General features: G+C 71.5%; 10 protein-coding genes. 5 read left to right on the top strand and 5 right to left on the bottom strand.

Annotated elements, in window-relative coordinates; all coding sequences use genetic code 11:
* Window positions 1-445 precede the first annotated feature (445 nt).
* Together GPA10_RS21840 and GPA10_RS21835 are read right to left on the bottom strand one after the other, a co-directional pair.
* Window positions 446-1636: a lipid-transfer protein gene (locus tag GPA10_RS21840; RefSeq protein WP_343041241.1), complete on the bottom strand. Its 1191-nt coding sequence runs from the start codon at window positions 1634-1636 to the stop codon at window positions 446-448.
* A complete protein-coding gene (locus tag GPA10_RS21835) occupies window positions 1633-2058 on the bottom strand; it encodes a Zn-ribbon domain-containing OB-fold protein (RefSeq protein WP_058851969.1) in 426 nt (141 codons plus the stop codon). Before GPA10_RS21835 ends, GPA10_RS21840 begins: the two co-directional genes overlap by 4 nt.
* A gap of 97 nt (window positions 2059-2155) precedes the next feature.
* Between GPA10_RS21835 and GPA10_RS21830 the strand changes: the two genes are divergently transcribed.
* From GPA10_RS21830 to GPA10_RS21820, 3 genes are all read left to right on the top strand, one after another.
* Window positions 2156-3130 carry a M15 family metallopeptidase gene (locus tag GPA10_RS21830; protein WP_246259539.1) on the top strand — a complete coding sequence of 325 codons (975 nt, stop codon included), beginning with the start codon at window positions 2156-2158 and terminating at the stop codon, window positions 3128-3130.
* Window positions 3131-3549: 419 nt separating this feature from the next.
* Window positions 3550-3861, top strand: coding sequence for a YidB family protein (locus GPA10_RS21825; protein ID WP_058851970.1), 312 nt, complete (start codon window positions 3550-3552; stop codon window positions 3859-3861).
* 211 nt (window positions 3862-4072) lie between these two features.
* Window positions 4073-4612, top strand: coding sequence for an NUDIX domain-containing protein (locus GPA10_RS21820; RefSeq protein WP_343041197.1), 540 nt, complete (start codon window positions 4073-4075; stop codon window positions 4610-4612).
* A gap of 91 nt (window positions 4613-4703) precedes the next feature.
* Here the strand turns inward: GPA10_RS21820 and GPA10_RS21815 are convergent, their stop codons facing one another.
* On the bottom strand, window positions 4704-7064 hold the full coding sequence (locus tag GPA10_RS21815) for a glycoside hydrolase family 31 protein (protein WP_157166992.1): 2361 nt from the start codon (window positions 7062-7064) through the stop codon (window positions 4704-4706).
* Between the two features lie 248 nt (window positions 7065-7312).
* On the opposite strand from GPA10_RS21815, the gene GPA10_RS21810 reads away from it, so the two are divergent.
* On the top strand, window positions 7313-9295 hold the full coding sequence (locus tag GPA10_RS21810; protein WP_157166991.1) for an acetoacetate--CoA ligase: 1983 nt from the start codon (window positions 7313-7315) through the stop codon (window positions 9293-9295).
* A gap of 103 nt (window positions 9296-9398) precedes the next feature.
* Window positions 9399-10310, top strand: a complete 912-nt coding sequence (locus GPA10_RS21805) for a hypothetical protein (protein WP_157166990.1) — start codon at window positions 9399-9401, stop codon at window positions 10308-10310.
* Between the two features lie 69 nt (window positions 10311-10379).
* Here GPA10_RS21805 and ptsP read toward each other — a convergent pair whose 3' ends face one another.
* Together ptsP and GPA10_RS21795 are read right to left on the bottom strand one after the other, a co-directional pair.
* Entirely contained in the window at window positions 10380-12050 is a 1671-nt protein-coding gene (gene ptsP / locus GPA10_RS21800) for a phosphoenolpyruvate--protein phosphotransferase (RefSeq protein ID WP_058851975.1), read from the bottom strand.
* An 81-nt stretch (window positions 12051-12131) separates the two neighbouring features.
* Window positions 12132-12581, bottom strand: a complete 450-nt coding sequence (locus GPA10_RS21795) for a PTS sugar transporter subunit IIA (RefSeq protein WP_058851976.1) — start codon at window positions 12579-12581, stop codon at window positions 12132-12134.
* Between the last annotated feature and the right edge of the window lie 496 nt (window positions 12582-13077).

The raw sequence follows: 13077 nt of genomic DNA, 5'->3' as shown, positions 1-13077 counted from the left end.
GCCCCGGTACTCCGTGCAGGGTGCGTTCCCACGGCTACTGCCCGGCGACTGCCTGTCACGTCGGCCGCGGGCGGGGGAGTCCGGTACCCCGCCCGGCCTCGGTCACGAGCGTCCCGTCACAGTCGTATCGCCCACGGGGGGATGACCCGTTGAGCTGGCCCTTTGTGCAGAGCCTCGGAGCACACGGGCCCTGAGCGGCGGAGTGCCGAAGAGCGGCGATGCCGACTGACACCGGGAAGTGTTCACCGGTGGTGATGGAGCGTCAAGGTCGCGGACGGCACGGGCTCAACCGGCGTGAAGCCTTCCGTCACCCCTGTCTCCGTCCTGTCTCCGTCCTGCCTTCTTCCTGCCTTCTTCCTGTCCCCGTGCCCCGTTCCCTGGCCCCGCCGCACCCCGCGCCGCCGCGGGACCGGGGAACGGGCCACCCCACGCCGTCGCGGCGTCTTCAGCGCACCACCACCACGGACGAGCCGTGCCCGAACAGTCCCTGGTTCGCGGTGATCCCGACGCGCGCCCCCTCGATCTGCCGTGCGCCCGCTGTGCCGCGCAACTGCCACGTCAGCTCGCAGACCTGCGCGATCGCCTGGGCGGGCACCGCCTCGCCGAAGGAGGCCAGGCCGCCACTGGTGTTCACCGGTATGCGCCCGCCGGGGGCCGTGGCACCCTCCCGCAGGAGCTCGGCTCCCTGGCCCGCGGCGCACAGGCCCAGGTCCTCGTACCACTGGAGCTCCAGGGCCGTCGACAGGTCGTACACCTCCGCCACGGAGAGGTCCTCGGGGCCGATGCCCGCCTCTTCGTAGGCCGCGCGGGCCACGGACTCCCGGAAGGTGTGCTCGGCGGGCGGCACGGCCGCCGCGGAGTCCGTCGCGATGTCCGGCAGGTCCAGGACCGTGGTCGGATACGTCGGCGTGACGGTGGAGACCGCGCGGATGCGCACCGGGGAGACCGCCCCGTGCCGACGGGCGAACTCCGGCGTGGACAGCACGAGCGCCGCCGCGCCGTCGGACGTCGCGCAGATGTCGAGCAGCCGCAGCGGGTCGGCGACCACGGCGGACGCGGCGACCTCCGCGGCGGTCACCGCCTTGCGGTACCGGGCGAGGGGGTTGAGCGATCCCTGGGCCGCGTTCTTCACCTTGACCCGGGCGAAGTCCTCCAGCGTGTCACCGTGCACGGTCATCCTGCGGCGGGCGTAGAGGGCGAAGTAGGCAGGGTTCGTGGCACCGAGGACGCGGAAGCGCAGCCAGTCCGGATCGTCCGGCCTGTCGCCCCCCGCGGGCCGGAAGAAGCCCTTGGGGGCGGCGTCCGCGCCCACCACCAGGACCACGTCGGCGAGGCCCGCGAGCAGCTGGGCGCGTGCCGTGCCGATCGCCTGGGCCCCCGAGGCGCACGCCGCGTACACACTCGACACGCGAGCGCCCTGCCAGCCGAGCGCCTTGGCGAACGTCGCCCCGGCCACGTACCCGGGATAGCCGCCGCGCACGGTTTCCGCGCCCACCACGGACGTGATGTCCCGCCAGTCGACACCGGCGTCCGCCAGGGCCGCACGCGCCGCCACCGTCCCGTACTCGACGAAGCCGCGGCCCCACTTGCCCCAGGGGTGCATGCCCGCGCCGAGGACCGCCACGTCACCCGTCACGCCGTCACCCCCACCGGCCGCCAGTGCCACGTCGTCCATGTCGTTCCCGCGTCCTCGCTGAGCACGCCGGGGACGGCTGCCACCTCCATGCCGACCTCCAGGTCGGCGACGGTCACTCCGGGAGCCCCCTGTCCTAGCACCACCATTCGTTCCGCGGCGAGCTCCACCGCGATCAACGTGTAGGGCCGCCACGGAAGTTCCGGGTCCGACACATACGGTGCGGGCGGCCGGTACCGGCCGTCGGTGTACGACCAGACCCGTCCGCGCGGCGACAGCGGGACCTCGTCCAGGTCGGTGCCCTGACAGCCCGGATTGCGGCAGAGCACGTCCTCGCGGGGGAAGAACACGGCCCCGCAGGCCGTGCAGCGCGTGCCGAGCAGCCGGAAGGCGTCTCCCTCCCCGGCGAACCAGTGGGCCACCACGGGTGTACGGGTGCGCGACAAGATTCCTCCAGAGAACCGTATCTGACGGAACGTCAGGAGTGTACGCCGGGGCCACCGACTGATACATGAGGGAGACATGAAAAGAGTCTCCCCGTGGTGGCGCGCTTCGGCCGTGACGGCCGCCGCGCTGTTCGCCGTGACGACCGCGTCCGCGTCCGCTCCGGCGCAGCCCACACAGCCCACACAGCCCGCACAGCTCGCACGGCCCGCAGGGCACCCGGGGGCCTCAGGGGCCTCCGGGGCTTCGGAGTTCTCGGAGTTCATGGAGCCCTCGGTCTCCGAAGGGGGCGCTTCCGCCCGGCACCCCCAGGATGACGCGTCCCGCCCCGGCCGGAACGGACGCAAGGCGCCCCCGGAGTTCGTCGCTCTCCGGTCGGTGGACCCGACCATCCTCCAGGAGATGCGCTACTTCACCCCGCACAACTTCGTCGGCGAGCGCATCGACGGCTACCGGCAGCCGGTCTGCCTCCTCACCCGGCCCGCGGCCCGTGCGCTGCACACGGCACAGCGCAAGCTCCTTCGGCAGGGGTACTCCCTGAAGGTCTACGACTGCTACCGGCCCCAGCGTGCCGTCGACCACTTCGTGCGCTGGGCCAAGGACCTCGACGACGAGCGCATGAAGCGCGAGTTCTACCCGCGCGTGGACAAGTCCCGCCTCTTCGAAGACGGCTACATCGCGGAGAAGTCCGGTCACAGCAGGGGTTCCACCGTCGACCTGACGCTCGTGCGGCTGCCCGCCAAACCCACCCGGCCGTACGTCCCGGGGGAGCCGCTGACGCCCTGCTACGCGCCCCGGGGCGAACGCTTCCCCGACAACTCCGTGGACATGGGCACGGGTTACGACTGCTTCGACACCCTGTCGCACACCGACGACCCGCGCGTCCAGGGGAAGCAGCGCGCCCACCGTCAGCTGCTCAAGGAGACCCTCGCGCAGGCGGGCCTGGTGAACCTGCCGGAGGAATGGTGGCATTACACGTATAAGCCGGAGCCCTTTCCCGACACGTACTTCGACTTTCCCGTTTCGTACCGTTCGCTCAGCTCGCCCCGTTGAGCGAGCATCGCCGCATGTGCGGCTCGGTGGGAATGGAATGTGAAATCTCTGGGAAGAAGCGGAAAGGGATCGAAGGGGCTCGGATCGCCACTGGCCGGAACGCGCGCTGCACCGGCCCATGCTCTCCAGTTGGCCGGTAATCGCTGGTGAGGGGCGTGCAACTCCGGACCGGCACGTGAAAGTTCACGATGTTGCCATGTTGCCGTGGCGGAAAAGTGGCGGTTACCGCGGTTATATCGGGGCGGTGTGTGGCCAGTTTGCGGTTCCTTCGAATTGCCCGCGCAACCATCAACGACCAACATCGCGTCCTGTCCCACAAGGCCACCGCGTCGGCGGGAATTCTGCCGGTGCGTCCGGACGACTCCGTGCGGCGCGGGCCGGGACCATCGATCCACCTTGCTACTTCATTGGAGAAAGACATGGCTGCCATCGAAGCGCCGGCAACGGCCCTGGAGCAGTTCCTCATCGCAACCCTGTACGACGGCAGCCAGGTCGGCGCCGCGGTGGAGCAGCTCCGCCAGGCCGGTCTCGGTGACAAGGTCGACTCCTGGCTGAGCACGGGCGAGAACCTGCCCGTCACCGCCGACGAGCTGGGCAAGGCCCTCTCCGACAGCGTCGGCCGGATAGCCGCCCTCACCGGCCTCGGCGCGGACGAGGTCGCGCAGAAGATCGCCGCCGTGCTGCCGCCGGCCGTCGACGCGGTGAGCCCGAACGGCGAACTCGTCTCCTAGTCCCGCCATCGGGACGGCAAACGGCCGCCGCCCGTCCTGACGGCGGCGGTGGCCGTCCACCCCGGGGCCCGTTCGCATACGCGCGTGCGAGCGGGCCCCGAGGCATGTCCGGCTGACGCTGCCGGAGGGTCCCGAGGCATGTCCGGCCGACCAGAACCGAGAAGGGGCTCAGGGGAGACCGCCACCCCGGCGATCGGCTACAGTCCGCCGCGTGTCCGCATCCACATCCGAATTCAGCGTCAAGCCCGTCCCGGATTCCCACTGTTCGGGCTGTGGCGCACCGTACGGGGAGCACCTCACCGGCTGGCCCCGCAACTGCTCCACCTGTGGCAACGTCGCCTACCGCAACCCTCTGCCGGTGGCGATCGCCCTACAGCCCGTGTACGACACCCATGGCACAGGCCTGGTGGTCGTGACCCGTACCATTGCCCCCGCGCGCGGGGGAATCGCTCTGCCCGGCGGCTACATCGACGACCGGGAGGACTGGCGGCACGCCGTCGTCCGCGAGCTCAAGGAAGAGACCGGCATCAGCGCGGCGAGCCGCGACGTGCGCATCGTCGAATCGCTCAGCTCGCCCGACGGTCACGTGCTGCTCTTCGGCCTGCTGCCGGAGCGCCCCGTCGCCGACCTGCCGGAGTCCGTGCCGACGGACGAGACGGAAGGCTGGGAGCTCCTCTACCGTCCGGCGGAACTCTGCTTCCCGCTGCACACGGCCGTGCTGCAGGCGTGGTTCGAGGGCCGCTACGTCTGACGCCGTGACCGGCCACAGGCCATCGCCCCGAGCCGGACGACTCCAGAGCCATACGTCGAGGACGTGGGACTCCGGGACCCGTCGCCCGCGGTCAGGCGCCTGCGCGCACCCGCACCGCGTACTCCGGAGCACCCCCCGGGCCGTCGCCCTCCTTCTCGACGACAAGCCGGTCACCGCTCCACCGCACCCCGAAACGCTGGAGTTCGGGCTCCTCCCACCCGTCGCCCCCGTCGGCGATCACCAGACCGCCGCCCGAGCGCCCCTTCGGGGGCGCCCACACCTCCAGCACGAGCGTCCCGTCCGCGTCCCGGACGGGCAGCACCGCGCCCGCGCGCGCGAGCACGGGTATGCGGCACAGGGGCGCATCGAGGACGACACGGCCGGGACCTTCGTACGCCTCCCCCGTGACGGTGTCGTACCAGCGGCCGGGCGGCAGCTGCACGCCCCGCCGGACGGACCCCTCCGTCAGGACAGGAGCGACCAGCAGACAGTCACCCAGGAGGAAAGCGTCCTCACAGTCACGCAACGCCCTGTCCTCCGGGGCACCCCACCACAGGGGACGTGCGTAGGGTGCCCCGGTGCGCCGTGCCAGGTGCGAGAGCGTCACGAAGTACGGCTGCAGCCGACCGCGCTCGGCGAGCGCCACGCGCGCGTGCTCAAGCACCTTCGGACCGAACTCCCAGGGCTCCCTGCGGCCCGCGTCCAGCGCCGCGTGCGTACGGAACAGCGGGAGGTAGGCGCCGAGCTGGAACCACCGCAGATACAGCTCCGGTGACGGACTGCCGTCGAACCCGCCGATGTCGGGACCCGAGTACGGCACTCCGCACAGGCCGAGCCCGAGGACCAGTGCGAGCGAGGCCCGCAGCCCCGGCCAGGTGCTGGCGACATCGCCCGACCACGTCCCTCCGTAACGCTGCATCCCCGCCCAGCCCGAGCGCGAGAAGAGGAACGGCCGCTCCGACGGCCGCAGTTCACGCATGCCCTCATACCCGGCGCGAGCCATGCCCAGGGCGTACACGTTGTGCGCCTCCCGGTGGTCGCCGCCCCGGCCCTCCAGGTCGTGCCGGGCCGAACGGGGCAGAGTGGTCTCTCCGAAGGCCGCGAACGACACCGGCTCGTTCATGTCGTGCCAGAACCCCGAGAAACCCTGCGCGAGACGCTCGTCGTAGAGCCCGCCCCACCACTTGCGCACCCGCCCCGCCGTGAAGTCCGGGTACACCGACTCGCCGGGCCACACCAGACCCCGCACGGCCCTTCCCGAGGCGTCCCGCACGAACGCGTCCGCCGCCGCCCCGGCGTCGTACACCGCGTTCCCCGGAGCCGCCTTCACCGCCGGGTCCACGATCGACACCAGCCGGGTCCCCTCGCCGCGCAGCTCGGCGGCCAGCTTCGGCAGGCCGGGGAAGCGCTTCTTGTCGACCGTGAACACCTGGTGCGCGTCCAGATGGTCGATGTCCAGGTGCAGCGCGTCCAGCGCGAGACCGTGCTCGCGGTAGCCCGCGACGATCCTGCGCACCTCCTGCTCGCTGCCGAAGCCCCACCGCGCGTGATGGTGGCCGAGCGCCCACGACGGCGGCACCGCGGGAGCACCCGTCAGTCCCGCCCAGGCGTGCAGCACGCGCGCGGGGGTGCCCGTCATCACCCAGCACCGCAGCGGCCCCCCGGCCATCCGCACCTCGCACGACCCGGCCCTGTCGTGCCCGGAACCGGCGCCCTCGGTGCCCTCGCGCACGGTCACGGAGCCGTCCCAGGTGTTGTCGTGGAAGACCAGATGCGTCCCCACGTCGGCGACCACCCACTGCACCGGCATCGTGATGTACAGCGGATCGTCGCCGGGCCCGAAGGAGCCACCGGGATCCGTGTTCCACAAGCGGTACGTGCCACTCCGCAACCGGGGGCCCGCGGCCCGGCCGCCAAGGCCGAAGAACCGCGCGTCCGCCGCCACCTCCGACCGCTGCACCCAGCGCGCAGGACCACCGCCCGCGGGCTCCCACCAGCGCGGCGGCAGATCACGGCGCAGCATCACCCCGCCCGGCGTGCGCAGCTCGACCGCCCCGTGCCGGGAGACGACCACCGTGGCCCGCTCCGACACCACCCGCCAGCCGCCCTCCTTGTCGGGCTCCAGGACGGCCCGGGGGTCCGCCTCCGGGCTCCCGCCCGCCAGCGCGTACGACGGGTCCGGCTCCGCGCCGTCCCAGCCCCAGAACACCGCCCCGCCCGACGTGACCCGCACCCGCAGCTCAGAACGCGCGAAGCGCACCACTCCGCCGCCGGGACCGGGCTCCACCAGCGTCACAGGGCCCGGCGTCCGGGCCCGCTCGTCCCCCCGATGCGGCAGTGCCGCGGCGTCCACCCGCCGCCTGCGCCACGCGGAGCGCACCATGCGCAACCTCTGAGCCGTGTCGGACAGGCCGACTGCCTTCACCGAACGCACCAGGTCACGACCGTTCATGCTGCTCAGCCTGCCACCGAAGGACCACCGGGTGCGCCGCGTTCAACTTCCGTTCATTCCGAGCGCCATCAGGCGTTACCCATCCCCTCCGAAGGCACACCTCGACTCCTCGCCGGACCCCTGACGGAAACGGACACCCTGGTGCAGAAGTCGATCACGTGGCATCGTCCGTGTCACCCGTGTCACGCGCACACCCAGCCCGTGCGCACGACAGCCGCCCACGACGCGCACAGCCCAGGAGCACCCCGATGTCCTCATCGAACCCCTCGCCGCTCTGGAAGCCGGACCAGCAGCGGATCGCCGGCGCACAGATCACGCGCTTCCAGGCCTGGGCGGCCGAGCACCACGGAGCGCCCGCCACCGGCGGGTACGAGGCCCTGCACCGCTGGTCCGTCGACGAGCTGGACACCTTCTGGAAAGCCGTCACCGAATGGTTCGACGTACGCTTCTCCACCCCCTACACGCGCGTGCTCGGCGACCGCTCCATGCCCGGCGCCGAGTGGTTCCCCGGCGCCACCCTCAACTACGCCGAGCACGCCCTGCGCGCCGGAGAGGACCCCGAGCGTGCCGACACCCCGGCCGTCCTGCACGCCGACGAGTCCCACGAGCCGACCCCGGTCACCTGGGCCGAACTGCGCCGGCAAGTGGGCTCCCTGGCGGCCGAGCTCCGCGGCCTGGGCGTGCGCCCCGGAGACCGCGTCAGCGGCTATCTGCCGAACGTCCCCGAAGCCGTCGTCGCCTTCCTCGCCACCGCGTCCGTGGGCGCCGTCTGGACCTCGTGCGCACCCGACTTCGGGGCCCGCAGCGTCCTCGACCGCTTCCAGCAGGTCGAACCGGTCGTCCTCTTCACGGTCGACGGCTACCGCTACGGAGGCAAGGAACACGACCGCCGCGACACCGTCGCCGAGCTGCGCGGCGAACTGCCCACCCTGCGCGCCGTCGTCCACATCCCCCTGCTCGGCACCACGGCACCCGAAGGTGCCCTGGAGTGGTCCGCGCTCACCGCCGCGGACACGGCACCCGTCTTCGAAGCCGTCCCCTTCGACCACCCCCTGTGGGTGCTCTACTCCTCCGGCACCACGGGCCTGCCCAAGGCGATCGTCCAGTCCCAGGGCGGCATCCTCGTGGAGCACCTCAAGCAGGCCGGACTGCACTGCGACCTCGGTCCGGACGACCGCTTCTTCTGGTACACGTCCACCGGCTGGATGATGTGGAACTTCCTCGTCTCCGGCCTGCTCACGGGCTCCACGATCGTCCTGTACGACGGCAGCCCCGGCTACCCCGACACCGCGGCGCAGTGGCGCGTGGCCGAGCGCACCGGAGCCACGCTCTTCGGGACATCGGCCGCGTACGTCATGGCCTGCCGCAAGGCGGAGGTGCACCCCGCGCGGGACTTCGACCTCTCGCGCGTGCAGTGCGTGGCCACCACCGGTTCGCCCCTGCCGCCGGACGGCTTTCGCTGGCTCCACGACGAGTTCGCCGACGCCTCCGGAGAGGTGTGGATCGCCTCCGTCAGCGGCGGCACCGACGTCTGCTCCTGCTTCGCAGGCGCCGTCCCGACGCTGCCCGTCCACATCGGCGAACTCCAGGCCCCCTGTCTGGGCACCGACCTGCAGTCCTGGGACCCCCAGGGCAAGCCCCTCATCGACGGCGTCGGCGAGCTCGTCGTCACCAACCCCATGCCGTCGATGCCGATCCGCTTCTGGAACGACCCGGACGGCAGCCGGTACCACGACAGCTACTTCGACACCTACCCCGGCGTATGGCGCCACGGCGACTGGATCACCGTCACCGCACGCGGCTCCGTCGTCATCCACGGCCGCTCCGACTCCACGCTCAACCGCCAGGGCGTACGCATGGGCTCGGCCGACATCTACGAAGCCGTCGAACGCCTCCCCGAGATCCGCGAGTCCCTGGTGATCGGCGTCGAGCAGCCCGACGGCGGCTACTGGATGCCGCTGTTCATCCATCTCGCCCCGGGCGCCGTGCTCGACGACGGCCTGCGCGACCGCATCAAGCGGACCATCCGCGAACAGCTCTCCCCGCGCCACGTCCCCGACGAGGTGATCGAGGTCCCCGCCGTTCCGCACACCCTCACCGGCAAGCGCATCGAGGTCCCGGTCAAACGCCTGCTCCAGGGCACCCCGCTCGACAAGGCGGTCAACGCGGGCTCCGTCGACAACATCGAACTGCTCCACTTCTACGAGCGCCTCGGCCGCGAACGCGCCTGACCCCGCACGCCCCACGGCCCCCGAGCCCAGCACGCTCCGCTGCCGTTGTCAGTGGCTCCCGTTACGGTGAGTGAGCATTGATCGACCGAACGCAGGGGGAATCATGGGGCACACCCGGCACGACACCATGCGACGCGCCCTTCGCCGCGAAGTCGCCGGCACCATCGGCCTGCTGGCCGACGCCGACGACTTCGCGGCGATGCGCCACTACGCCAGCTTCGTCTTCGACGACCACGTGACGTATCTGCGGCAGGTGGAAGGCCTCCTCAAATCCCGCGCCGCCGACGGCAGGCTGACCGGCATCGCCCTCTTCGACCCACAGGAGTACGCGGAGTTCTGCGCGGAAACAGGCCTAGACCCCGACACCTCCGCGAGCCGCACCCGCTACACCGCGGAACTCGCGGCGACCGGCCCCACCCTTCCGTACGAGGACCGGCCGCTGGCCGATCTGCTCCCCGACCTCGTCGACGAGACCGTCAGGCAGAGCACCTGGGAGTACGCGACCATGCTCCTGGCCCGCATCGGCACCTGCGCGGACTGCGGAGTCGACATCGGCCGCGCCGCCTTCGCCCGCGCCTCCGATCTCGTCATGCGCGTGATCGGCACCGAGGGCCCCGCCACCCGCCACCTCGTGTGCAGCGTGCCGAGCGACGGACAGACACTCCTCGCCGCACTGCACGTCACCCACGGCGCGGACGGCCATCCCGAACTCGACGAGACGGAAGCACTGGAGTTCACCACGGTCCTCGCCGTGGGCATCGCCCTGCGAAGTCCGGGCGGCCTGGTGATGCGCGCCGGTGACGGCATCCGCGACCGCGTCCACGGCTGGCGCCTGCAGGACGAGCGCCTGCACCCGCTCTCCGCCGCCGAGGTCTTCGACGCCTACTGCACGGACGCGCTCTCCGGTGACCTCATCGCCCCGGAGTCCGGCGTCGACTACTGCGCGGCACCCGACCTCGGCGGCGACGACTCCGGAGAAGAAGGAACGACGGGACAAGGGGGACACCGCCACTGACGCCGGAGGGGCGCCCCACCCGTGGTGGGACGCCCCTCCGGACCAGACCTGCCGAGCGCGGCGCGTCCGCTACTCGCCGGACAGCACCGCGTGCGCCGCCTTGCGGGCCTCTTCGGCGCTGTCCGCCGCACGCGCCGCGGCCGCAGCCCGCTCGCACTGCGCCAGCGTGTACTTGCCGAGCGTCGCCCGCACGTAAGGAATCGACGCCGCACCCATCGAGAGGGAGGTGACGCCCAGACCGGTCAGCACACACGCGAGCAGCGGGTCGGACGCGGCCTCACCGCACACACCGCAGCTCTTGCCCTCGGCCTGCGCGGCCTCGGCCGACAGCGCGACCAGGTCGAGCAGGGCGGGCTGCCACGGGTCCTGCAGCCGGGACACGGCACCGACCTGACGGTCGGCGGCGAAGGTGTACTGCGCGAGGTCGTTGGTGCCGAGCGAGAGGAACTCGACCTCCTGCAGGATGGAGCGCGCCCGCAGGGCGGCCGACGGGATCTCCACCATGGCGCCGAACTTGGCCTGGAGTCCGGCCTCGCGGCACGCGTCGGCGAACGCCTTGGCGTCGGCACGGTCCGCGACCATCGGAGCCATGACCTCGAGATAGACGGGAAGCCCCTCGGCGGCCACGGCCAGAGCGGTCAGCTGCGTCCGCAGCACCTCCGGGTGGTCGAGGAGCGAGCGCAGACCGCGGACACCGAGCGCCGGGTTCGGTTCGTCGGCCGGGGTGAGGAAGTCGAGCGGCTTGTCCGCACCGGCGTCGAGGACGCGCACGACGACGCGCCCCTCGGGGAAGGCCTCGAGGACCTTGCGGTACGCCTCGACCTGCTTCGCCTCGGTCGGCGCCTGGGTGCTGTCGTCGAGGAAGAGGAACTCGGTGCGGAACAGGCCGACGCCCTCCGCGCCCGCCTCGACGGCGGCGGGAACGTCGGCGGGGCCGCCGACGTTCGCGAGCAGCGGCACCTTGTGCCCGTCCGACGTGGCGCCGGGCCCGGTCGACGCGGCGAGCGCCGCCTTGCGCTCGGCCGCGGCGGCCTCGAGCTGCGCGCGCTTCTCGGCGGTGGGCTCCACGAAGATCTCGCCGGTGCTGCCGTCGACGGCGACGACCGTGCCCTCGGTGATCTCACCGGCGCCGGGCAGCGCGACGACGGCGGGGACGCCGAGCGCCCGCGCCAGGATCGCGCTGTGGCTGGTCGGGCCGCCCTCTTCGGTGACGAAGCCGAGGACGAGCGCCGGGTCGAGGAGCGCGGTGTCGGCGGGCGCGAGGTCCCGGGCGATGAGGACGTACGGCTCGTCGCTGTCGGGCACGCCCGGCATCGGAACGCCGAGGAGCCGCGCGACGATGCGGTTCCGCACATCGTCGAGGTCGGCGACGCGGCCCGCCATGTACTCACCCGCGCCCGCGAGGAGTTCGCGGTAGTGCGAGAAGGCGTCGTAGATGCCGCGTTCGGCCGTGCTGCCGACGGTGATGCGCCGGTCCACGTCGGCGATCAGCTCCGGGTCCTGGGCGATCATGGCCTGTGCTTCGAGCACCGCCTGGGCCTCGCCGCCGGCCAGGTTGCCACGCGCCATCAGGTCGGCGGCCACAGCCTCGACGGCCTTGCGGGCGCGCCCCTGTTCGCGCTCCGCGTCCTCCGCCGGGATCTGCTTGGCGGGCGGTTCGAGGACCGCCGTGCCCATGTGCCGAACCTCGCCGATGGCCACCCCGTGGCTCACGCCGACGCCTCGCAGCGTTGTCTCCATTTCACCCGTCTCCGGTTGTGCGGCGGGCCCAGCCGCCGCGGTGGATGTCCTACCTGCCGTCGGCGAGCGACGGCGCTGCCGTCACTTCCAGCTGAAGAGAGTGTCGCCCGGCTTCACTTCGCCGCTCTCGACGAGACCGGACAGCGACTCGGCCGTGGCCTCGAGTGCCACGATGGGGCAGATCGCGGACTTGCCGGCGGCCTCGACGGCGGCCGGGTCCCAGCGGACCACGGCCTGACCGCGCTGTACGGTGTCTCCCTTGTTGACGAGCAGCTCGAAGCCCTCACCGTTGAGCTGGACGGTGTCGATGCCCAGGTGCGTCAGCACCCCGTGGCCCTGCTCGTCCACCACGACGAACGCGTGCGGGTGCAGGGACACGACGATGCCGTCGACCGGAGCGACAGCCTCGGAGGGCTCGCGAACAGGGTCGATGGCAGTGCCCGGTCCGACCATCGCGCCGGAGAAGACGGGGTCGGGCACCGCGGCGAGCCCGATGGCGCGTCCTTCGAGCGGGGACGTAACGGTGGACATGGAGGGCCTCCCAGGGGGTGGAGATTCGATACCGCCGTCACTACCTGTCCTGGACGACGCACTGTTCAGAAGGGTAAGTCATAAGAAGTCCCGGTTCCGCACGAGAGGTACCGGTTGGCAGACGTAGAAGCCCTGCACAAACGATTTGCGCCTACCCGGACGCCGTTGTAGAGTCGGACTCCTGCCGACGGGCCGGACGACGCACTCAGCGTCGGGGGCCGGGCAGCAACTATCAGGTCGGATCCTATATCGGGGTCTGGTTCCTCATGTCCGCTGATCATTTCGATCACCGTGGTCGGGGAGCCGAAAATGACCTGCTAGGGTTTGAAAGCGCCGAAAGGCAAAAGGCCCCCCAGCGGCCACCGGAATTGAAATCCGAACCGGGAACGGAACGGAAAACGGATCTGGTAGAGTGGGAAACGCAGGAACAAGAGAAACAAAAAGAAACACCGAAGGGAAGCGCCCGGAGGAAAGCCTGAGAGAGTCTCTCGGGTGA

The organism is Streptomyces typhae, from assembly GCF_009755605.1.
Taxonomy (GTDB): domain Bacteria; phylum Actinomycetota; class Actinomycetes; order Streptomycetales; family Streptomycetaceae; genus Streptomyces; species Streptomyces typhae.
The sequence above is the reverse complement of the archived record's forward strand: the minus strand, read 5'-3'. Positions and strand labels throughout refer to the sequence as shown.